This window comes from Hymenobacter sp. HD11105 (genome assembly GCF_054051685.1).
The window spans coordinates 414,307-435,570 of sequence record NZ_JBSWBR010000003.1 but is presented as its reverse complement, the minus strand read 5'-3'; the positions used below and the strand labels follow the sequence as shown (position 1 = coordinate 435,570).

The 21,264-nt window shown below is 56.1% G+C and carries 21 protein-coding genes; 12 read left to right on the top strand and 9 right to left on the bottom strand.

The genetic code is table 11. From position 1 onward, the window contains the following. Positions 1 to 4 precede the first annotated feature (4 nt). Genes ctlX through ACW9KT_RS12360 form a run of 3 tightly spaced genes read left to right on the top strand, consistent with a single transcriptional unit; the run spans position 5 to position 3,000 of the window. Complete coding sequence (ctlX, locus tag ACW9KT_RS12370) at positions 5 to 928, top strand: citrulline utilization hydrolase CtlX (protein WP_457080792.1); 924 nt, start codon at positions 5 to 7, stop codon at positions 926 to 928. Between the two features lie 41 nt (positions 929 to 969). Beyond that, complete coding sequence (locus ACW9KT_RS12365) at positions 970 to 1,779, top strand: alpha/beta hydrolase family protein (RefSeq protein WP_457080790.1); 810 nt, start codon at positions 970 to 972, stop codon at positions 1,777 to 1,779. A 27-nt stretch (positions 1,780 to 1,806) separates the two neighbouring features. Beyond that, a complete protein-coding gene (locus ACW9KT_RS12360) occupies positions 1,807 to 3,000 on the top strand; it encodes a DUF1624 domain-containing protein (protein WP_457080788.1) in 1,194 nt (397 codons plus the stop codon). On the opposite strand, the gene ACW9KT_RS12355 is transcribed toward ACW9KT_RS12360, so the two are convergent. The 5 genes from ACW9KT_RS12355 to pncA form a co-directional block, all read right to left on the bottom strand. Further along, entirely contained in the window at positions 2,960 to 3,553 is a 594-nt protein-coding gene (locus tag ACW9KT_RS12355; protein WP_457080786.1) for a GNAT family N-acetyltransferase, read from the bottom strand. The two genes, ACW9KT_RS12360 and ACW9KT_RS12355, sit on opposite strands and share 41 nt — an antisense overlap. A gap of 269 nt (positions 3,554 to 3,822) precedes the next feature. Continuing rightward, the gene (locus ACW9KT_RS12350) at positions 3,823 to 5,346 is read right to left on the bottom strand and encodes a malate:quinone oxidoreductase (RefSeq protein WP_457080784.1); all 1,524 of its coding nucleotides are present in this window, start codon (positions 5,344 to 5,346) and stop codon (positions 3,823 to 3,825) included. 118 nt (positions 5,347 to 5,464) lie between these two features. Then, positions 5,465 to 6,568, bottom strand: a complete 1,104-nt coding sequence (locus ACW9KT_RS12345; RefSeq protein WP_457080782.1) for a mechanosensitive ion channel family protein — start codon at positions 6,566 to 6,568, stop codon at positions 5,465 to 5,467. A 41-nt stretch (positions 6,569 to 6,609) separates the two neighbouring features. After that, the gene (locus tag ACW9KT_RS12340) at positions 6,610 to 7,122 is read right to left on the bottom strand and encodes a 2'-5' RNA ligase family protein (RefSeq protein ID WP_457080781.1); all 513 of its coding nucleotides are present in this window, start codon (positions 7,120 to 7,122) and stop codon (positions 6,610 to 6,612) included. Then, a complete protein-coding gene (gene pncA / locus ACW9KT_RS12335) occupies positions 7,119 to 7,760 on the bottom strand; it encodes a bifunctional nicotinamidase/pyrazinamidase (RefSeq protein ID WP_457080779.1) in 642 nt (213 codons plus the stop codon). Before pncA ends, ACW9KT_RS12340 begins: the two co-directional genes overlap by 4 nt. 140 nt (positions 7,761 to 7,900) lie before the next feature. Between pncA and ACW9KT_RS12330 the strand changes: the two genes are divergently transcribed. Further along, positions 7,901 to 8,701 (top strand): class I SAM-dependent methyltransferase, encoded by an 801-nt coding sequence (locus ACW9KT_RS12330; protein WP_457080777.1) that lies wholly within the window; start codon positions 7,901 to 7,903, stop codon positions 8,699 to 8,701. A gap of 342 nt (positions 8,702 to 9,043) precedes the next feature. After that, entirely contained in the window at positions 9,044 to 10,171 is a 1,128-nt protein-coding gene (locus ACW9KT_RS12325; RefSeq protein ID WP_457080775.1) for a spore photoproduct lyase family protein, read from the top strand. Positions 10,172 to 10,224: 53 nt separating this feature from the next. On the opposite strand, the gene ACW9KT_RS12320 is transcribed toward ACW9KT_RS12325, so the two are convergent. Continuing rightward, entirely contained in the window at positions 10,225 to 11,757 is a 1,533-nt protein-coding gene (locus ACW9KT_RS12320) for a T9SS type A sorting domain-containing protein (protein ID WP_457080773.1), read from the bottom strand. A gap of 245 nt (positions 11,758 to 12,002) precedes the next feature. Between ACW9KT_RS12320 and ACW9KT_RS12315 the strand changes: the two genes are divergently transcribed. Continuing rightward, complete coding sequence (locus ACW9KT_RS12315; protein WP_457080771.1) at positions 12,003 to 12,806, top strand: PhzF family phenazine biosynthesis protein; 804 nt, start codon at positions 12,003 to 12,005, stop codon at positions 12,804 to 12,806. 93 nt (positions 12,807 to 12,899) lie between these two features. On the opposite strand, the gene ACW9KT_RS12310 is transcribed toward ACW9KT_RS12315, so the two are convergent. Beyond that, positions 12,900 to 13,115, bottom strand: coding sequence for a KTSC domain-containing protein (locus tag ACW9KT_RS12310; protein WP_457080769.1), 216 nt, complete (start codon positions 13,113 to 13,115; stop codon positions 12,900 to 12,902). A 17-nt stretch (positions 13,116 to 13,132) separates the two neighbouring features. Continuing rightward, entirely contained in the window at positions 13,133 to 13,756 is a 624-nt protein-coding gene (ruvC, locus tag ACW9KT_RS12305) for a crossover junction endodeoxyribonuclease RuvC (RefSeq protein WP_457080767.1), read from the bottom strand. Positions 13,757 to 13,838: 82 nt separating this feature from the next. On the opposite strand from ruvC, the gene ACW9KT_RS12300 reads away from it, so the two are divergent. From ACW9KT_RS12300 to ACW9KT_RS12275, 6 genes are all read left to right on the top strand, one after another. Continuing rightward, entirely contained in the window at positions 13,839 to 14,894 is a 1,056-nt protein-coding gene (locus ACW9KT_RS12300) for a lysylphosphatidylglycerol synthase transmembrane domain-containing protein (protein WP_457080765.1), read from the top strand. Continuing rightward, a complete protein-coding gene (locus tag ACW9KT_RS12295) occupies positions 14,891 to 16,042 on the top strand; it encodes a glycosyltransferase (protein ID WP_457080764.1) in 1,152 nt (383 codons plus the stop codon). The genes ACW9KT_RS12300 and ACW9KT_RS12295 overlap by 4 nt, the downstream gene beginning before the upstream one ends. 83 nt (positions 16,043 to 16,125) lie before the next feature. Then, on the top strand, positions 16,126 to 16,656 hold the full coding sequence (locus ACW9KT_RS12290) for a cytochrome c (RefSeq protein ID WP_457080762.1): 531 nt from the start codon (positions 16,126 to 16,128) through the stop codon (positions 16,654 to 16,656). A gap of 81 nt (positions 16,657 to 16,737) precedes the next feature. Next, positions 16,738 to 17,007, top strand: coding sequence for a hypothetical protein (locus ACW9KT_RS12285; RefSeq protein ID WP_457080760.1), 270 nt, complete (start codon positions 16,738 to 16,740; stop codon positions 17,005 to 17,007). After that, positions 17,007 to 18,200, top strand: a complete 1,194-nt coding sequence (locus tag ACW9KT_RS12280) for an ABC transporter permease (protein WP_457080758.1) — start codon at positions 17,007 to 17,009, stop codon at positions 18,198 to 18,200. The genes ACW9KT_RS12285 and ACW9KT_RS12280 overlap by 1 nt, the downstream gene beginning before the upstream one ends. A gap of 108 nt (positions 18,201 to 18,308) precedes the next feature. Next, positions 18,309 to 19,547, top strand: coding sequence for a PP2C family protein-serine/threonine phosphatase (locus tag ACW9KT_RS12275; RefSeq protein ID WP_457080756.1), 1,239 nt, complete (start codon positions 18,309 to 18,311; stop codon positions 19,545 to 19,547). Between the two features lie 192 nt (positions 19,548 to 19,739). Here the strand turns inward: ACW9KT_RS12275 and ACW9KT_RS12270 are convergent, their stop codons facing one another. Continuing rightward, the gene (locus tag ACW9KT_RS12270) at positions 19,740 to 21,242 is read right to left on the bottom strand and encodes an O-antigen ligase family protein (protein WP_457080754.1); all 1,503 of its coding nucleotides are present in this window, start codon (positions 21,240 to 21,242) and stop codon (positions 19,740 to 19,742) included. Positions 21,243 to 21,264: the final 22 nt, after the last annotated feature.

Sequence of the window (21,264 nt, the reverse complement as noted above, 5' to 3'; positions counted from 1 at the left end):
CCACATGCAGTCTGCTTCTACTGTTTTCCTCATCCGGCCCGCTCGCTTTTCCTTCAACGCCGAGACGGCGGTTTCCAACCACTTTCAGCAAGCCATAGCCGAGCTAAGCGAAGACGCAGTTCAAGCAAAAGCTTTCGCTGAGTTTGAGGCAGCGGTAGCTACCCTGCGCGGGCACGGCGTGCATGTGCTGGTGTTCGACGATACGTCCGCGCCGCCCAAACCCGACGCCGTATTTCCCAACAACTGGCTCACCCTACATCCCGATGGTCGGGCGGTGCTGTACCCGATGTGCGCGCCCAACCGCCGCCTCGAGCGTCGGCCCGATATTTTGGAGAAACTAGGCCAGCAGTATGCTATTCGGGAAGTCATTGACTTATCTAATTACGAGGCTGAAGGCCGCTTTTTGGAAGGCACCGGTAGCCTCATTTTCGACCATGAGCACCGCGTGGTATACGCCTGTATCTCGCCCCGCACCGATGCAGAATTGGTGCGCCAAGTTGCCGAACTCTTAGGCTACCTGCCCGTCACATTTCACGCCACCGACGGCCGCGGGCACGCCATTTACCACACCAACGTGATGATGTGCGTGGGGGGTAAATTTGCCACGGTATGTCTAGAAAGCATAACTGACACTACCGAGCAGGCAGCCGTAATCGATTCGCTTACGTCCACAGGACACGAACTGGTGGCTATTTCCCGGGCGCAGGTAGAGCGCTTTGCTGGCAATATGCTCACGCTCCAGCCAGCCGCCGGGGGCCGCGAATTATTGGTGATGTCGCAAAGTGCTTACGATAGCCTCACCACTGAGCAGCGCCATACGCTGAGCCGCTACTGCGAGCTGGTGCCATTAGCTATTCCCACCATCGAAACTATTGGCGGCGGCAGTGCCCGGTGCATGCTGGCCGAGGTATTTTTGCCCAACGCTTAACGCGTGAGAAAACCAAATTTTACTCTGTATTAAACCAGCGTATGTACCTAAAATTCGTTGCTGTTTTGAGCGCGCATCTGCTAGTAGTTAGCTGCGCCGACAATCAGCAGAAAGTAGCCCAGATAGCCTCTAAGTCGCAAAATGCACTGGTGGCGGAGCAGAACGGCATTAAAACGCAGACGCTGAATTTGTTTGACAAAGCTCGTAACCGTGCGGTGCCGGTGGCTTTGTATCTGCCGGCCTCGGGGGGCAATTTAGCCAAAGGGCAAGGGCCCAAACTAAAGCTGGCCATCATCAACCACGGCTATGGCGGCACCAACACTGGCTACACGTTCATTGCTCACAATCTGGTGGCCCAAGGCTACTGCGTGGCCAGTATTCAACACGAAATACGCGGCGATGCCCCCATGGCTATGACCAATAATATTATGCAGGACCGCAAGCCGCATTGGGAGCGAGGCGTGCAAAATATGTTGTTTGTGCTCGAAGAACTCAAAAACACCAACCTCAACGTAGATTACAACAGCTTGCTGATAGTAGGCCACTCCAACGGCGGCGACATGGCCATGCTATTTGCCCAACAGCACCCCGATTTGGTGCAGAAAATAATCTCTCTGGACAATCGGCGGATGCCCCTTCCTCGTAGCAAGAAGGTGCAGGTACTTACCCTCCGCTCCAGCGACCAGGTGGCCGACGATGGGGTGTTGCCTACCCCAGCCGAGCAGCAGCAATTTGGTACTCAAATCGTGCAGATGACCAACCTGACCCATAACGATATCTGGGATGGGGCCAGCGATGAGAAAAAGCAGGAAGTGAACGCAGTTATTAATAAATTTCTGACAATGAAGTAGTAAGCTACTTTTTACCAACTTTCAGCTATGCAGCAGGCCTACACGTTACCGTCCGCGCCCATTGCTACCCGTGCCGCTTTAGCGCGCGTGCAGGCCATCGATGTGGTGCGGGGCCTCGTGATGGTGCTCATGGCTCTTGATCATGTGCGGGACTTCTGGAGTCCCACCGCGTTTCGCCCCGAAGATTTGGTTCAGACTTCCGTGGGGCTGTTTTTCACGCGCTGGGTCACGCATTTCTGCGCGCCTACGTTCGTGTTTCTGTCGGGCACCAGCATTTATCTGTATCAGCAAAAACAGACCAGCAAGGCGCAGGTGAGCTGGTTTTTACTCACGCGAGGCCTGTGGCTGGTAGTGGCGGAACTAGTTATCATCAGCTTTTTGCTCCAATGGGGCTACCCCATGCTCCTGCTCCAGGTTATTTGGTCGATGGGTTGGGCTATGGTGCTACTGGCCGGCCTGATCTGGCTACCGCGCTGGGTGCTGGCGGCCCTGGCGTTTGGCATGCTGGCCAGTCACAATCTGTTGCCCACCATTCAGCCCGTTACGGCCGATACGCTCCTGCGGGCGCTCTTGCACAACGGGCCCTTTCTGTTTACTTCCGAATCATTGCCGCCGCTGTTGGTTGCTTACTCCATCGGCCCCTGGGCAGCAGTAATGGCCGCTGGCTACCTGATTGGGCCTTGGTTTAAGCGCCCTCTCCCGGAGCGCAAGCGGTTGCTCAGCCTAGCAGGTGTAGGATTGCTCGTGTTATTTGTAGCGCTGCGGGCCACCAATTGGTACGGCGACCCTATTCCCTGGACCCCCCAGGCGCGAGGCGTCAGCTACACGGTGTTGTCTTTTCTCAACGTCACCAAGTATCCGCCTTCGCTGCTGTTTTTGTGCCTCACGCTGGGCGTTGCCCTGCTTTTGCTCGCCATGGTCGAAACCGCCACCGGCCGTCTTAGCCAGTGGCTACGTACTTACGGGCAGGTGCCGTTTTTCTATTACCTGCTCCACCTGCTCTTTATCAGCGGCGGCGCGGTACTCTGGACAACTTTCGTTCTTGGAAACGGCATGAACCTGTCTTTTACCGCCCCGGCTCAGTGGCCTACCACGTATCATCCCAATTTGTGGCGGGCCTACACGGTGTGGATAGTAGTGGTGCTACTACTATATCTGCCGTGTCGGTGGTATCAGCGCTTTAAGCAGCAGCACTCGTACTGGTGGCTGTCGTATGTGTAGCAGTTGGCATATTGGTCGCCGGATTGGCTAAACGCCACTCATCTTCCAGCATAGCCATTTCTACCAGCGACCAGTAGCCATCTTTGTAGCGCACCACGTCGCGCATAATGCCTTCGACCTTCATGCCCGCTTTCTTGTAGCAGCCAATGGCCGCCTCGTTGAAATCGTATACGCCGAGGCTAATACGGTGCAGGCCGAGCTCCTCAAAACCAACGCGCAAAATGGCCTTAATCATGCCTTGGCAGTATCCCCGGCCCCGGGCAGCCGTGTTGCCTACCAATACTCGCGTGATGCGGGCCGCCTTGTTGGTTTCGCTGAAGCTGCCGAGGGAAATATGCCCTACAGTTTGACCCGTCTCGGTGTCGATGGCCTTATAAATGAAAGCGTCCGGGTCGCTTAAATCATTCGCGCCGTCTATGTACCAAGCAAGACTGTCTTCGGTGAGGGGAAAGGAAAACAGGGAGCCACTCCATTCTTTTAAAAGCTGCTCGCTGTCAATCCACGCTATGAGTTGTTTAAAATCTGCAGGAGTGAAATATTCCAGTTTGATCATTGATAAAATGCCGAATAGGGTGGGGCAGGGATACACAGGCGAGGGCCGCAAATTGCCTGGTGCAGCAAGAGCGCCCAAAAATGGGAATGCAAGGTACAGTTCTGCTTACTTAGCTACATGGCTAGGCCGAAAAAAGGCTGGCGGCAAAGTGGCCAGCAGAGTTTGAGCTAAGCTACCTGTAGTACTAAATTTAAGGTGGGTTTGTTCAACTTTTATCATAAAAAAAGCCCCCCAGACGAGCTCTGGAGGGCTTTTTACTGTCGGCTTACTTAGTGGCTTCCCAGCGGAGCATCCACGTTCAACGCCAGCACGGCGCTGGTATGATTGCGGACCTGCTCAACCAGCGTCGGGTTATCGGCCAGCGACTGGCCGAAGCTGGGAATCATCTCGCGGAAGCGCGCCTGCCACGCGGGCGAAGCGGCCTGCTGAGGAAAGCATTTTTGGATAAGTCCGACCATGATGCTGACGGCTGTGGATGCACCCGGCGAGGCGCCCAGCAGGGCAGCAATAGACCCATCGGCGGCACTCACTACCTCAGTACCAAACTCCAGAATGCCGCCCTGCTTTTCGTCTTTCTTGATCACCTGCACGCGTTGGCCGGCTATTTCCAGCTTCCAATCTTCAGCGCGGGCCGTAGGCAAATACTCGCGCAGCGCCGCCAACCTATCTTGAGGCGACTGCCGTACCTGGTTGATGAGGTAACGGGTGAGCGGCAGGTTTTTGGCCCCCGCAATGAGCATGGGCTTTAGGTTGTTGGGCTTGATGGAGCCCGGCAAATCGAGGAAGGAGCCAAACTTCAAGAATTTGGTGCTGAAGCCGGCATACGGCCCAAAAAGCAGTTCGCGCTGCCCATTTATCACGCGGGTATCTAGGTGGGGCACCGACATGGGCGGCGAGCCTACGCTGGCCTTGCCGTACACCTTGGCTTGGTGGCGCTCAATTACAGCTGGGTTTACGCACTTCAGCCACTGTCCGCTCACGGGGAAGCCGCCAAAGCCTTTGCTTTCTGGAATGCCCGAAGCCAGCAGCAACGGCAAAGAGCCCCCGCCCGCCCCGATGAATACAAACCGGGCGCGCAGCTTTCGCTGCTCGCCAGTAGCGCGGTTGTGGGCTCGAATGCGCCACGTGCCATCATCTTTGCGACGAATCTTATCTACTTCGTGGCCAAAGTGGAAAGTGACGCCCGGCTTCTCCTGCATCAGGTGAAACATACCGCGGGTGAGGGAGCCGAAGTTTACGTCGGTGCCCAGATCCATGCGGGTAGCAGCCACTTTTTGGGCCGGGTCGCGGCCTTCCATTACCAGGGGCATCCACTCGCGCAGCTGGTCGGCGTCCTCAGAGTACTCCATGCCCTGAAACAGTGGCGACTGTATCAGCGCCGCGTGGCGCTTGCGTAGGAAGTCCACGTTTTCATCGCCCCACACAAAGCTCATGTGCGGTATGTGGTTGATAAATCGCTGAATACCATCTACTTGGTATTGCTCGGCTAGAAAAGCCCAGAACTGCTTCGATACCTCGAAGGACTCGGCAATGCCGATAGCTTTGCTGATGTCAATAGAGCCATCGGGCCGTTGGGGCGTGTAGTTGAGTTCACAAAAGGCCGAGTGGCCGGTGCCAGCGTTATTCCAGGCGTCCGAGCTTTCGGCGGCGGCCACATCGAGGCGCTCAATGACGGTAATAGATAAGTTGGGGTCCAGCTCCTTGAGCATAATGCCCAGGGTAGCACTCATAATGCCGGCCCCAATCAGTACGACGTCAGTAGTGATATCGGAGGAAGAGGTGTCTGTGTTCATCGAGGTAGAGTAATAATCCTCACTGCGTACGAGCGAGGGAGAGAAAAGTGGGGGTATTTTCTGGAAAGCAGCCCTACGGTTGACCTTGCCTGTCCGCCACTTTGGGTCTGGGGGGCTTTTAAACCGTTTCGCCGGAAGAAATTCCGGCCGCCGCAAACGCCTTCTCGGGTGAGTCGACGAGGGAGCGAGTCTTGGGCAACGATTCGGGATAGTTCTGCTGAATAAAGGCAATCATCTTTTCTCGTACATCGCACCGCAGATCGAAGGCGCGGCCGGCATCGGCGGCACTCACGAGCATGCGCAGCTCCAGGGTGCGCTCCTTGGAGTCTGTGACCTGAAGCGTACACACGCGCTTATCCCAGAGCGGATGATTCTCCACAATCCGCTTCAACTCCTCGCGCACCGCACCAACCGGAATCGTATAGTCGGTATGCATAAACACGGTGCCGATGAGTTGAGAGGTATTGCGGGTCCAGTTTTGAAAAGGCTTTTCAATGAAGTAGTTAAGCGGCAGTACCAGCCGCCGCTCGTCCCAGATCCGAAGGACCACATACGTGAACGTGATTTCCTCCACCTTGCCCCACTCACCCTCTACTACCAGCACATCATCGAGGCGAATGGGCTGGGTGAAGGCTAACTGAAAGCCAGCCAAGAGGTTGCTAATGGAGCGCTGGGCGGCAAAACCCACAATCACGCTGGCAATACCCGCCGAAGTCAGCAGACCCGTCCCAATTTTGCGCACCGTCGCGAAGCTCATCAGCACCAGCGCGGCCGCTACAAATACAATCAGCGACACAACCAGCTTGCGCACAAACTGGAGCTGGGTAAAGAGCTTGCGCACTCGTAGGTTGTTTTCCTCGGTGAGCTGATAATGCTGCAGAATCAGGTCCTCAACCACGTTTACCGTCTTCACTAGCCCCCAGGCGAAAGTGGTTATCAGGCTGGTTTCCACAATGCGGCGCATCACCTCAAACGGCCGGGCCGTGAGGGGCACCAGCGGCAGCATAAAAGAGAGGGCCAGCACCGGAAAAAAGAAAGCGCTGGGCTGGCTTAGGTGCTTCACCACCGACTGCACAAGCAGGGGGGAGTCGGGGCGCTTAGCATACGTACGCAGTGCGCCAAATATGAGCACCTTCAAGATAAAACCGGCCAGCAAGCCGCCCGCTATCAAGCCCAGCGCGGCCAGAATTTCCTGCCATTCAAAAGAAGTTTTCCAAGTCATGTCGTTCTCAAAGAGAAAGTAACTGGGAGCATGGGCTCGCGTTATCGAAAGTCAAACGTCTGGATTGCTTCCCACGGTCCGCCCCGGTACGCCCAGAGCTGCAAGCCCGTGCCTGTGGCCTCAAAAGGCACAAAATCGGCCTTCAACTGCTCATACAGCGCACGGGCTGCCTGCGGATCTACTTTGTTTTGCACCGTTACGTGGGGGCGCAGCTTCTGCTGATCTTGAGGCGTAAGGGCCGGCTGCCACGTCGTTTGCAACTCCCGGTGCAAGGCTTGCAGAGCCTCGTTTTCGAGCACATAAGCCGAGCCTCGCCCCATAAATCGCACGCCCGTGACCTGCAAAGTAAGCGGCGCCTGCTCCTGACAGCGAGCCGCAAGTTGCTCAACCAGATCGGCGCGGCGGGCACCAGGCAGGTGGTGAAACAGCGTAACGTGGGCAGCCAGAAAATTACGCTCGGGCGGAAAATACTGTTGCCGCAGGCCGTTGAAAAACGCAAACGACTCTGCATCCAAGGCCAGAGTCAGAATCAGGGGAGCATCGGCGTCGGTCATGCGGGCGTGGGCTGGAGGGCATTTGTGGGAGAAAGTAGTTGCGCGCTTTGCACAATTTTGCCCCCCAGAGAAATTAGGTCGGCTTTGGCGCTCTCAAATCCTTCTAAGCTGATAGGGCGGGAGGCATCCTCAATAAGAAAGGTCTCGAAGCCTTCTTGGAGTGCATCTTTAGCGGTGTAGTACACGCAGTAGTCGCCGGCCAAGCCCGCTACATATACCGCCGTAACGCCTCGCCCGCGCAGGTAAGCGGCCAGACCAGTAGCTTTGCGGTGGCCATTGTCATAGAGGCCACTGTAGCTGTCTATTTCGGAGTCGGTGCCTTTGCGAAAGATTGCTTCCACTTGATTAGTATCAAGGTCGGCGTGCAGCTCAGCGCCGGGCGTGCCTTGCACGCAGTGCGCGGGCCAGAGGACTTGGGGCAAGCCGTGCAAGTCAATTTCCTCGAAAGGCTGTCGGCCTTCATGGTTGGTAGCAAAGCTTTTATGTGCAGTCGGGTGCCAGTCTTGAGTGGCTACTACTAGGTTGAAATGGGGCTGCAACTGATTGAGCAGCAGAATAACTTGGTTGCCTTCGGGCACGGCCAGGGCGCCACCGGGCACAAAATCGTTTTGAACGTCAATAAGCAATAAGGCTTTCATGCACTGTTGATTATTTAGGAAGCTAGACTGCTAATCCTAGGATTAGGTCGAGCAAGTAAGATGACCTACAAGGATTTGTCTGTTGGTGAGGTTGGAATTTCCTTTGTTTACGATAAAATTGATCAAACAACAGCCAAGTCATGGAAATGCCCTCAAACTACACCGAGCTGAACCGGCAGCTCTGGAACGCCAAAACGGATTTTCATGTCCGGTCCGAGTTTTATGATGTAGAAGGGTTTCTGGGGGGCAAATCGTCGCTCAATGACTTGGAATTAGGCTTGCTGGGCGATGTAGCGGGCAAATCGATACTGCACCTGCAATGTCATTTTGGGCAGGATTCGCTGTCGCTGAGCCGGTTGGGGGCTCGCGTTACCGGCGTCGACTTGTCTGACCAGGCCATTGCCAAAGCCCGCGAGCTGGCCGCTCAGCTAGGCCTCTCCGCCGAGTTCATCTGCAGCGACGTGTACGACTTGCCCAACCATCTGCACCAACAGTTCGATGTGGTATTTACCAGCTACGGCGTGCTGGGCTGGCTGCCCGATATGGGGCGCTGGGCAGGCGTAGTAAGTCATTTTCTGAAGCCGGGGGGCCAATTGGTGCTCGTCGAGTTTCACCCGGCCGTGTGGATGTTTGATAATGATTTTACTCATGTGCAGTACTCCTATTTCAACCGCCAAACCATCACGGAAGTGGAAACCGGCACTTACGCCGACCGCAGCGCCCCGCTTGAGCAAACCGCCGTATCCTGGAACCATGATTTGGGGGAGGTGCTAGGTAGCTTGTTACAGGAGGGTCTCGAAATTAAGCACTTCGCTGAGTATGACTACTCACCTTATAATTGCTTCAGCAATATGGAGCAGATAGCGGAGCGCAAGTTTCAGCTTAAGAATATGGCTGGCAAACTGCCGCTGATGTATTCTGTAGTAGCTAATAAAAGCTAAGAACTGTGTGTAGTTAGCCTGCCATGTCACTAGCCCGTCATGCAGAGCGGAGCGAAGCATCTCGCGTGCTGAGGTTGGGTTACTAATCTAACTGCGTAAGCGAGATGCTTCGCTCCGCTCTGCATGACCGCCTCTTGGAGTGGTGAGTTATTGCCACAACAACGGCGCACGAACTGCTTTGCTACAGCTCAACTAGATGATCTGCGTAACTTTATTTCGATGATTACATAAATGGTTGATTATCAATGATAAAATGAATGGTTATACTGCTGATATTCAAAGCAAAAAGGACCTAAAATGCCCCCCAAAGCGTTAATCAGGAGCAAGCCAAAAATAGCTCTGATGCTCGAAAACGCCCCCCAGCTTACCTTATTCGATTCCTTACCTATTCTTTCTGAAACGCCTAGTCCGCAGCCTGCTTTGCTTACGCGCCCGGCGCGGGTGTGGCTGCCTAAGCGGGTACTGTTTACCCCCGATGCACTCGAGGAAGAGTTCGGTCAGCAGATGTATGAGCGCATTAGCGCTGCGGGTCTGCCCATCGAAGTGCTGAAGAGCAACCGCCTCACAGGCCTGCGCGGCGCCGACGAACGCGAAACCTACCGCAACGCCAAGAACACGTTGGCCGTGGTGAAGGCGCCGCCGAGTGCCTTCCGCCTCCAGCCCATTCCGCCCTCCGCCGACTGGCAAATGAACCTGGCTGAGGGCTGCCCCGCCCACTGTCAGTATTGTTACCTGGCTGGTAGCCTGCAAGGTCCGCCCGTGGTGCGCGCTTACGCCAATCTGCCCCAGATGCTTCAGAACACGGCCCAGTACGAGCAGGCCGGCAAGCTTACTACCTTTGAAGTGAGCTGCTACACCGACGTGCTCGGCATCGAGCACCTCACCGGTAGCCTCGCCGAGTGTATTCGCTACTTTGGTACTCGCGAGGGTGCCCAGCTCCGCTTCGTAACCAAGTACGATCAGGTAGAGCCGTTGCTTGATCTGCCGCATAATGGACAGGTGCGTGCCCGCCTCAGCTTGAACGCCGAGCCCGTTACGCGCCGCTTGGAAGGCGGCACTGCTTCGTTGGAAGCCCGCCTAAAGGCTATGCGCCAGCTGGCATTGCCGCGCGAGCAGGGTGGGGGCGGCTACCGCGTGGGGGCCGTTATTGCGCCCATCATGCCCATTCCCGACTGGCGCGACCATTACCGCCACCTCTTCGACCGCCTAGCCACCACCCTCGATTTCGAGTGCGACCTGACGGCTGAGTTCATTAGTCACCGCTTTACGCCAGGCTCCAAGGACGTGCTACAGCAGTGGTACCCCAATATGTCGTTGGACCTGGATGAGGGTACCCGCGCTCAGAAGCGCAATAAGTTCGGTGGTGTAAAGTACGTGTACCAGCCAGAGGACATGCGCACGCTTAAGCAGTTTTTCTACGAAGAATGGCAGAAGCGCTTTCCACAGGCACCTGTGCTCTATTGGACCTAAGCTTCAGACACCGATCAACAAAAAAGCCGCCTGGTAAAGGCGGCTTTTTTTGCTTAAGGCTGAACTACAAGCTTCTGCATTTCGGATCGGCCGTTGGTCGAGATTTTTACGTGATAGACGCCTGCGGCCCAGTTTTGCGTGTTTATGCGCACCGTGCGCTGCCCTTCCAAGTGCTGCGTCCAGACCTGCTGGCCTAGGCTGTTGTGCACTTGCAGCGTGCTACCAGGCGCGGCTAATTGTGGTAACTCAACGGCAAAGTGGTCTTGGGCCGGATTGGGATAAACGCTGATAGCTTGCTGTGCGGGCTGAAAATCGACTGACCTGACGGGCGAAAAGGCGATGCTTGCATCAAAGTCCACTATGGCAAGCCGGTAGTAATTTAGGCCTGTCCGCGGCGCTTCATCTACAAAGGAATACGTGCGGCCCTGGGGGGCATTTGTTGCTTTCACGGAGCCAATGGCGGTCCAAGTCTGGCCGTTGTCGATACTGCGCTCCACGCGGAAATTATCGGTGCCTTCTTCCGTGGCCGTTGCCCAGCGCAACACTACGCTAGCTCGTTCGGCGCGGGCCTCAAAACTGGTCAACGTGACAGGCAGCGGCGGCCTTGGAACAAAGCTGGTAGCATCGCCTCGAAATAGGCCAAGACCCGTATTCAGTGTCACTCCTAAGTAGTTACCAGTAAGAGCATCAATCTGATACATCTGGCCAGCATTAGGACCTCCATCGGTGTTTATGGCGTAGAGCGTGTTGTTTTCGCCGGCAAACATGGCCCCCAGCTCGGCGCGCACTGGCAACGGCACGCTAGGTGTGGTCACGCGCACCACTGGAGCATTGCGCACATCACTTATGGTCAGATACTGGCCTTCCACTCCCAAATAGCTTTTCAATGTTGGCGACCCATTCTCCCGGATATATACCCAGTCGCGCGGGCCCCCGACAAGGGTCGGATTGAGGATGTTGTTATTGATGGCCGTCAGGTAGCTGTTGATGATAGCCAAGGCTGCCGGGTCGCTCGTGTCGGCCCGACGCCAGATGGGACTTGTGAGGTTGGGCGAGTTTAGCAGGATTTCACCCACGTAGAAGCGTGGATTGCTTACGCGGGTGCGCAAAACGGGCGGAAAAACAGTAATGTCGAGCTCTATTCGTAAATCGACTACTAAACCCGGCAGGAAATAATTTGAGTTCTCGCCCCCGGTGCCTATAAAATTGAAGGCAGTGGATAGACTGCCAAAAGGTGCCGGCGGCGGCGTAATATCACCTAGCGGAACCGTGAGGCCACTTTCCAGATCAATTCGGTATAAGCTGGGAGCATCGAGCGGAGAAGCCAGAATTGCATTCATGGCAAACAGAGTGCTCGGGGAGGCAGAGTTGTGGCCAAGCCCATCGAAGATGGTGGCGCTGCCGTCGGTGGCCGCTACGGGCCCAATAGGCTGGAGACTTCCGTCGGGTAGTATGCGTTGGAGCTGGCTTGGGTTGCGTTCGGCGGCCAGTCCCCTAGAGCTAATCAGGTAACTATTAGTGGGTATCTGAGCAAATAAGGGCTGCAGCAGCGCCAACAAGCTCAGCGTGAGTAGCATGATTTTCATGGCTGAAAAAAAGTAATTTTCTGGGTAGCATAAGTTGGGATAAGGCAGTAAGAGAAAGCGACGTGGTGCCGCTACGAGGGCTAAATGCCGGGTGGTCCGGGCTGTTCAGCTTAAGATCGAAAGCAGTTATGAATAGAACTCGACTCACTTATAATGTACGAAACTTTTTCTAAGCTGTTCCTTACTTCTACTTTTGATTCGCTGACAAATACTTTCCCTTAGCCAGATTTGCCCCCACGCCCCTTATGCTGCTGCCCCTCTATCAAATCGACGCTTTCACCGACCATATTTTCGCTGGCAACCCCGCCGCCGTGTGTCCGCTTGCCGAGTGGCTGCCCGCCGAGACCATGCAGGCCATTGCCGCCGAGAACAACCTGGCCGAAACCGCCTTTTTTGCCCCCCACGCTGGTCATGAGGGGCACTACGAAATCCGCTGGTTTACGCCCGCCGTGGAAGTAGAGCTGTGTGGGCACGCCACGCTGGCCTCGGCTCACGTGTTGCTACGTCACTTGAATTTTAAGGGCACAGAAATTACGTTTCACTCGAAAAGCGGCCCCCTGCGCGTCAGTTATCAGGATAATGGCCGCCTCATGCTGGACTTTCCCAGCCGCCCGCCTCAACCGCTAGCTACGGCGCCTGATGGCTTGATCGACGGCCTCGGAGCCACGCCCCTAAAGCTGCTGGCCGGCCCCGATTTGGTGGCTTTATTTAACTCCGAAGCGGAAATACGCGCTATTCACCCCAATCAGGCTCACCTAGCTGAAGTACCCTATAGGGCCGTCATCGTAACCGCACCCGGCAGCGGCGACATCGATTTTGTATCGCGTTTTTTTGGCCCCCGCGTGGGGGTTCCCGAAGACCCGGTGACCGGCTCGGCTCACACTACGCTCATTCCATACTGGGCCGAAAAGCTAGGCAAAACTGAGCTGCGCGCCCGCCAAGTGTCGCCCCGCGGCGGCGACTTATGGTGCGAACTGCGCGGCGACCGGGTGCTCATCAGCGGCTACGCCGTGACGTATCTGAAGGGCGAGATAGAGTTCGAGATGTAGCCCTTACAGTGTATAAACCCCGTTTCTGTCATGCTTGATCTAGCGTCCCCTAGATCAAGCACAACTGCCTTTTTTGTTGAATTAAGCCAGTAATTACTTCACCTGCTCGCGGGTGTAACCGCTTTTCTCCACTACCTGCTCTACAAACAGCGCCTTGCCCGGCACCGTCAGCAACGCTTGATACACGGCTTCGCTTGCGCCCGTATAGCGAACTATGCGGCCGTTGCGGTACTCTATTTCCAGCGCGAGCGTGGCGGGATCGTAGCCTATGGCCTTGAGGGAAGTGGAGCGAACGGGCTGGCGCTTCATAGAACTAGCTAACTGATTTACTTGGTTTTAGCGGCCGGTTTCTTGCGGGCGGCCGGCGTGGCCAGCTTGTCGGGGTTGTCAGCCAGGAACTTACCCCAACTTTTTCCTCCTGCCTTCAGGTTATTGCCTTTCTGGTAATGATGGCAGAGCGCCACGGCTAGCGCATCGGTGGCGTCCAGAAACTTGGAGGCTTCGGCAATGGGCGGCAGGGTAAGGGTTTGGCGCAGCATGTGGGCCACCTGCTCCTTAGTGGCTGTGCCTGTACCCGTTACGGATTGCTTTACCTTAGTAGGCGCATACTCTACGTACGGAATCTGGCGGGAAAGGCAGGCGGCAATGGCCATACCCTGGGCCCGACCCAGCTTGAGCATACTCTGCACGTTTACGCCGTAGAAAGGCGCTTCGATGGCCAACTCATCAGGCAAAAACTCATCAATTAGCTCCAACATGCGCTCGAAGATTCTTTTGAGCTTTAAAGCATGATTCGAGCCCATTTTCTGCATGTCAATCACGTCGTAGCGCAGCACCTTTACGCGCTGGCCCTGCACCTCAATCAGGGCATAGCCCATGATATTGGTGCCGGGGTCGACGCCCATGATAATCTTGGGGAGTAAATCGGTGGGGGATACGGGCAGAATCATAGGGAGCTAGGAGGGAGGCGGGAGTGGGGTACCAGCGTGTCGTTGGTTTTCCATCGGTAACTTGCTGCCTTCAACTGAATGCGTGCTATCCGCTTTGCCCAACCGCCTCTTACAAAACTACGCCCAAAAGCTGGAACGCGCTACCCTCCGCCGATTGCTGGTGGTGATGGGCAAGCTGCTCATCACCGCCCTCACCCTCGGACTGCTCTATCATTCGGTGTTCACCACCCCCGATACGGCCGCGGCTTGGCGAGGCCTAATAGCCTCGGCGCTGACGGGTGCGGGACGCGGACCAGTGCTGCTGGCGTTGGCGTTGGTACCCGTCAACTGGGGCCTGGAAGCCTGGAAATGGTGGCGCCTGGCTCGGCATCTGGAGCCCGTGTCATTCCAGCGCAGCTTCCGGGCCGTGCTGGTGGGCCTCACCTTGGGCTTCGTGACGCCCAACCGCGTGGGCGACTACGCCGGCCGCATTATCGAGCTGAAAAGCCGCCGCTTGGATGCGCTGGGGGCCGTTTTTCTGGGACGCTATTGTCAATTGGTGGTTACCATCATGGCTGGCACGCTGGGGCTGCTGTACTTCTTGCTGATCTTTTATGTGAGTGATTATCCGGCCACCGAGTTGGGCTTGGTGGTAGCTACGGTGCTGCTCAACGCGGCTGTATTGCTGCCGCTGTACCGCTCGCGCCTACTGCTGGCGGCGCTTGGATTGGTGCGGCCCTTGCGGCGGCTGCGGCCTTACTTGGCCGTAATGCCCACGTACCGAGCTCGGGCCCTTCACGCGGTGCTGGCTATTTCGGGGTTGCGCTACGTGGTGTTTTGTGTGCAGTTCGGCTTGCTGCTCGTAGCCTACGGGGCCCGGCCGAGCGCGGGGCCGGCGTTGGCAGCCATCAGCGGTACTTTCCTGCTCAAGTCATTGGTGCCTTCACTCAATGCCCTGGCCGATGTGGGCGTACGCGAACTATCGGCTACGCACTTGTTCGGCCTGCTCGGGCAGCCGGCTCTGCCCGTGCTAAGCGCTAGTCTGAGCTTGTGGGTGCTGAATATTGCGCTGCCCAGTGCGGCGGGCCTGCTGTTTGTGCTGCGGTTGAAAGTGTTTCGCAAGAAAAAAGCTCCCCAGCAACCAATCACCTCGGTATGAGCAGCTACTGGGGGGCTTTTTTACTGGTTTTGCCGGCTCTGTACGCGGCCCTCATGGTGCGGCTGCGGCGCAGCTGGCAGCAGCTGCCAATGCCGGAATCTCTCCCGCTAACGCTGAATAGGCGCGGGCTAAGCTTTTCCATTTTAATCGCCGCTCGCAACGAGGCCCTGACGCTGCCTCAGCTCCTGCACGATCTAAGCCAGCAGGACCTGCCGGCTGCTCAGTTTGAGGTGCTCATCGTCGATGATGATTCCACCGACGACACGGCTGCCATAGTATGGGCAGCGGCCCAACGCAATGCATTTGCGCTGCGCCTCATTAAGCTACAAGACCAACCTGGTGCCCCTACTGGCAAAAAAGCCGCCTTGCAAGCCGCCCTGGCCGCCGCCCGCGCCCCGTGGGTAGTATGCACCGATGCCGACTGCCGCGTGGGTCCGGCCTGGCTGAGCAGCTATACCGCCTTGATTCAGGCCGACAACACGGCAAAATTTATTAGTGGCCCGGTGCTGCTAACGGGACAAAATTCTCTGCTCGACAATCTAATGGGGTTGGAATTTGCCGGCCTAGTAGGAGTGGGCGCGGCTAGCATCGGACGGGGCAAGCCTACCATGTGCAATGGGGCCAACCTGGCGTACCGCCGCACGGCGTTTGCCGCTGTGCAAGGCTTTGCCGGCAACGAGCATGTAGCCAGCGGCGACGACGAATTTCTACTTCACAAGCTGCATGCTGCTTTTCCCGGCAGCATTCGGTTTCTAAAAGCCCCAGCGGCAATTGTGCGTACGGCTGGCCCGCCTACGCTTCGGGCGTTGCTGGGTCAGCGGGTGCGGTGGGCCAGCAAGTGGCGACATTACCAGCAAAAAGCCCCCCAGCGATTAGCTGTATTGGTACTGGGTGCCAACGTGAGTTTGTTTGGGGGACTATTGCTGTTACCTGCTTATCCAACGCTTTTACCCTGGACGCTGGCGGCTTGGTCTTTGAAGCTCATAGCCGATGCCTGGTTTCTAACTCCCGTGCTTGCCTTTTTCGGTAAGCGGCGGTGGCTCAATCACATCCTTTTACTTCAATTAGCCTACGCGCCTTATGCCCTGCTGACAGGTGTATTAGGCTTGCGCGGCGAGTATGTGTGGAAGGGGAGAAATATGAAATAAAGTAGGCGAAACAGTTGAGTTTACGGCATTTGTCAGCGACCTTATCAGCTGTTAACAACGGTCCAAATAAGGCCACTAATGTCATGAGAAAAGCGCTATTAGCCGGGGTGTTCCCAGTGGCAATTGCCCTGCTGGTTAGTACCCTGAGTATTTTATTTCTCTCCGCAACCGGACTGCTACACGAGCCCAGAGCCGCTGCCTCAAATGCCCCCAACGGCACTGGAGTGGCGGCTCTCGATTCTTTAGGACAAACGCTGGTTGCTCAAGAAACCGCAACTGATTCTTTATCAGAAGCCGATTTAACTGCCGTAGCCGCCGGTAATAAGTTATTTAAGGCCAATTGTGCCCAGTGCCACGCCTTTAACGAGGTAATAGTAGGCCCTGCCCTAAAAGACGTTCATAAGCGCCGCTCCATCTCTTGGCTAATTCCCTGGATTCGCAACTCCAGCAAAATGGTGGCTAGCGGCGATGAGTACGCTGTGAAAATCTACAATCAGTACCAGAAGCAGCAGATGCCTAGCTTTCAGCTATCGGATGAGGAGATAAAGCAATTGGTTAAATACATGGAAGTAGAAAGTGATAGAGGCATGAGTGGGGTAGTAGCTGTTAAGTAAGTAGCGAGGGCGGGATTAGCACACATCTGTGCGTTAATCCCGCCTGCCAACAGTACCTTTGCTTTCCATTCTTTCGCTCCATTGCCTGCTGCCGTGACCGACCCTGAATTCGACATTCTTGACGAGCTGTACTTCGTTACTTCCTTCCGCGACTTGCTGCAAAAAACCGGTTTGACTACTCCAGTCCTCGAAAAAGGCTTGCGCAGCCTGCTGGAACAGGAGTACGTGAAATCATTCTATCCTGATCCAGACACCGAGCAAGCCTACGAGGTTACTTCCTTCGGCGCTATTTGCCGCGACAGTTTCTATCTGGCTACCAAGGCCGGCCTGCTGGCGCACAATACTCGCTAATGGCAACGGCTGCCCCAGTTTTAGCGCCCGACACGGCGGCTACTCCACCAGCCCGGCCGCCTAGCTACTACGTGCGTCGGCGCTTATGGCGCAACGGCCCGGCTATGTTTGGCCTGGGCTTTATCATCGTGTGCACGCTGATTGCGCTGGCCGGCTATTGGGTGCTGCCCGACAATTCGCCCAATGCCAACAACGGCTTGGTGCAGCTCCAAAAAGAGCCCCCCGGCTTTGCGGCCACCATCTTGCGCCGGCCGTTGTCGGAGGCAGCGCTGTCCACGGAGTCGGATAATATCTTTCGTACTTGGTTGCAGGGCCGCGCGCCGCGCTTTCAGGAAGTGCCCATCGGCGGGTATGAGGTGGTTGGCGATTCAGTCTTGATTCAGCCTTACCGCAACCATTCGGCCCTCGCTGATTTGCCCACCCGCTACTCCCTGGCTGAGCTGGGGGGCAAAAATGCCCCCCAGAGTGACCTGCGCCGCCTCGTGGAAGAAGAGCGCATCATTCGGCGCACGTACTGGCTGGGCACCGACAAGTCAGGACGCGACATGCTGAGTCGGCTGCTCCTGGGCACGCGTATCTCGCTGGGTATCGGGCTGGTGGCCGTGCTGATTTCGCTGACGCTGGGTATGCTCATCGGGGCGGTGGCAGGCTACGTGGGGGGCTGGGTCGATAGCGTGCTGATGGGCGTGATGACGGTAGTGTGGAGCATTCCGGGCATCATGCTGGTCATTGCCATTTCCCTGGCCCTTGATAGCAAAGGCGTGTGGACTTCCTTCGTGGCCGTGGGCCTGACCATGTGGGTGGATGTAGCCCGCGTAGTGCGAGGGCAAATGCTAAGTCTGCGCGAGAAAACCTTCGTGGAAGCCGGCCGCGTGCTGGGCCTTCCCCAAGGCCGCCTTATTGCGCGCCATCTGCTGCCGAACATGACAGGCCCACTCATCGTAATTGCGACCAGCAACTTTGCGGCGGCTATTTTGCTGGAAGCTGGCCTTAGCTTTCTGGGCCTGGGAGTGCAGCCGCCGGCGCCCTCCTGGGGCCTGATGGTAAACGAAGGATTTCAACTCTTAGGCACCCAAGCAGGCTTGTGGCTCACGTTGCTTCCGGGGCTTGCTATCAGCTTATTAGTGCTCAGCTTCAACCTCCTTGGCAATGGCTTGCGCGACGCCTACGATCCCAAAACACCCTTGAGCTAGCCGGTATTCGCTTGGAATAAACCGGAAAGCAGTCATTAATTTCGAGTAACTTGAACGCAACTGCTCGTAGGGTTTACCAACGGTTGCACTTACCCACAACATCATACCATGCCTACCCCGCAGGCCATGTCGCCGGAAAAAAAGCTCTTCTTACGGGAGCGGGAACTGAATGCGCTCTTGGAAATTACCCAAGCCATCAATCATGATCCGACCGAAGACGCGCTGTATAAGATATTTCAGTTTACGCTGCTCGGCCAGCTCAATATTCGCCGGCTAGTACTGTATGTAAAGGAGGAAGGTGATTGGGCCTGTATGGTGTCCTTTGGCTCCGACCTGCCTGATTTTCGGCGTATTCCGCTGCCTGAGGCCATTAGTAATACCTGTACCAACTCGCCCTGTCCGGTACCTGCCTTGGAGCTGAGCCCAGAATGGCAACGCTTGGAGACAGTGATTCCGGTGGTGAATAATGGCGAAGTGCTTGCCTACGTCCTCATCGGCAATGTGCAGGCCGACTATGTGAGTGATGAAGCCACTAAGTTTCTGGAAACGCTGAGCAACATCCTCGTAGGAGCCATTCAGAACCGCCGCTTAGTTCGCCAACGCATTGAGTCGGCGGCCATGCGTAAGGAAATTGAGATTGCTCAGGAAGTGCAAACCATGCTCTTCCCGCGCCAGCTGCCCAACGACGCTGGCGTGTCGGTGTACGCCAGCTACGTGCCCCACACGGCCATCGGGGGCGACTACTACGACGTGGTCAGCATCGATGCGAATCGGTTTTTGTTCTGCGTCGCTGATGTGTCGGGCAAGGGCGTGCCGGCTTCGCTGCTCATGTCGAACTTCCAAGCCGGGCTGCGCACGCTGTTGCGCCAGCAAGCGGACTTGTCTACGGTGGTGTCGGAGCTTAACAACCTGATTTATCGGAATGCCGTCTCGGAGAAGTTTATTACTGCCTTCTTTGGGATTTATGACCGCAGCACCCGCCAGCTCCAGTACGTGAGTGCCGGCCACAATGCCGCTATTTTGCTGCCCGATGCAGGCCCTCATCAGCTCCTATCAGAAGGCACTACCATGCTGGGCATCTTCGATGACCTACCTTTTCTGCATGTACAAACCATAACAGTGCCGCCGCGCTCCTTGCTACTCACCTATACTGATGGTCTTACGGAAGTCTTTAATGCGACCGGGGAAGAATATGGAGAGGAAGGTGTGCTAGCGTTGCTGCGGCGGGCCCGCTATCTGCCGCTCAGAGCGCTACACGAGGAAATACTGCGCGAGATAGAAGCTTTCAACGAGGATGGCAACTCCTTCGCCGACGACGTAACCATCCTGAGTTGCCGGTTCAAGTAAGGTTGTAACGGAAACATACCTAAGCATTCGCTTGAAGCTCAAAAAAGAGAAGGCGTCACTTTGATTAAGAGCATAAAAGCCCCCCGGAACTACTCTGGGGGGCTTTTTTAGTAAGGAATTATTTTCTCTTAAGTCCTACAATGCTAGCATCTGCAAAGCGGAAGGTCAGGACCCTTACCCTTCAATAAGAGGCTAGCTTTCCTCGCTTTGCGCTGCGGGGAGTACCACTGCATTCTCTTCCCGAATCCAGCCTTCTGCCCGCATCAAGAGCGCCAAGCCAATGTAAAAGAATGACCCCACTTTGTCGACTTCCACCAACTCATTGAGTATCAAATGGGTGATGATGATAAAGAGCGACAGACCCGCTGCCAGCACTACGCGTCGGTGCTCGGCCGAGCGGGTACGGTGATAAAGCCGCTCCACCATAACCAAGGCCGTAGCTACCAGAATGGCAAAAATCAGGAAGCCGGGAATACCCTGCTCGGCCAGCATAAGCAGGAAGTAATTGTGAGTAGTTGATTGTTCGGGGTTGCGGCTTACGTAGGTGCGGAAGCTGCTGACGGTGTAGCGCTTGTACTCCGGATAAAACGTATTGGGGCCGCTGCCCGTGATGGGCCGGTCGGCAATCATGCGAGCGGCTGCCACCCAGCGGTACACGCGCTCCATACCCGAAAGGTCTTCCAGGTTATACGTTGCCTCCAAGTGCTTACCAAAGTCTTCACCGTAGAAAACGGTTTTCTCGAAATTGGGAGCGTAGAGCATGTAATTGTTCTGGCTCACAAAATAAAAAACTGTCGCCGTTGTCGCCAGGGCTGCTCCGGCCAGCGCCAGCCGCGTCAGCCGCATCCTGATGATAAAGTAGAAGCCCACGGCCAGAGGCAACGACGCAATGGAGGCGCGGGTGTACGAAAGCATCACCCCCAACAGTAGCACTGCAAAAGCCCCTCGCCACAGCCAGCGCCACACAAAACCCAAAGCGGGCCTACGAGCCGCGTACAGTGCATAAGGAAGCAGCATGGAGATGGAAGCCGCGTAGGCAACATGGTTCTTATAGAAGGGCAGTAGGGCGGGGTTGATGCCGTCGAAGCTGAAGCCGTACCCCGCGTGTCGCGCAAAAGTGTAGAGGCTAGTGAGCGTGGACCCGGCTACGTAGCAGGCTGCCACTTTCCACACATCCGCTGGTTTTCGCACCAAAGCCAGGGTCACGAACACGAAGGGCACGATATACCAGGTCTTAGCAAGCAAGTACTTGATTGACTTAGTGGTATCGACGGAGAATAGGGTGATGACTGCCGCCCAAATCAGGCCCTGGCCAATGATAATAACCAGCGGATGCACCCAGAAGCGACCTTCCACGATACTATTGCCCAGCAACATGCTGACCCCAAAACAAGCCAACAGCACCAGCATCAGCGGTTCGGTGGGCACGTCCATGCTCAGACCACCGGGCAGCGCAATTTCTATGGAAAAAGCCAGCGTGAACAGCAGCAAGTAATATACCCAGCGCCAATCGACTGCCAACACGGCCGCGCCTACAGTCACCAGCGGCAGCGCCATCCAAAGTGGCGCCTTAAGTAACAGCGCCGCCGCCCCAGATAGCAGGATAACTCCTACAAACCCCAGAAACAGCCGCCGGTCGGCCTTGGGAATAGCCGAATTGGTGGTAGGAGTAGAAAAAGAGGAATTGCCCTCCATAGATTAACTCAAAACGAAAAGC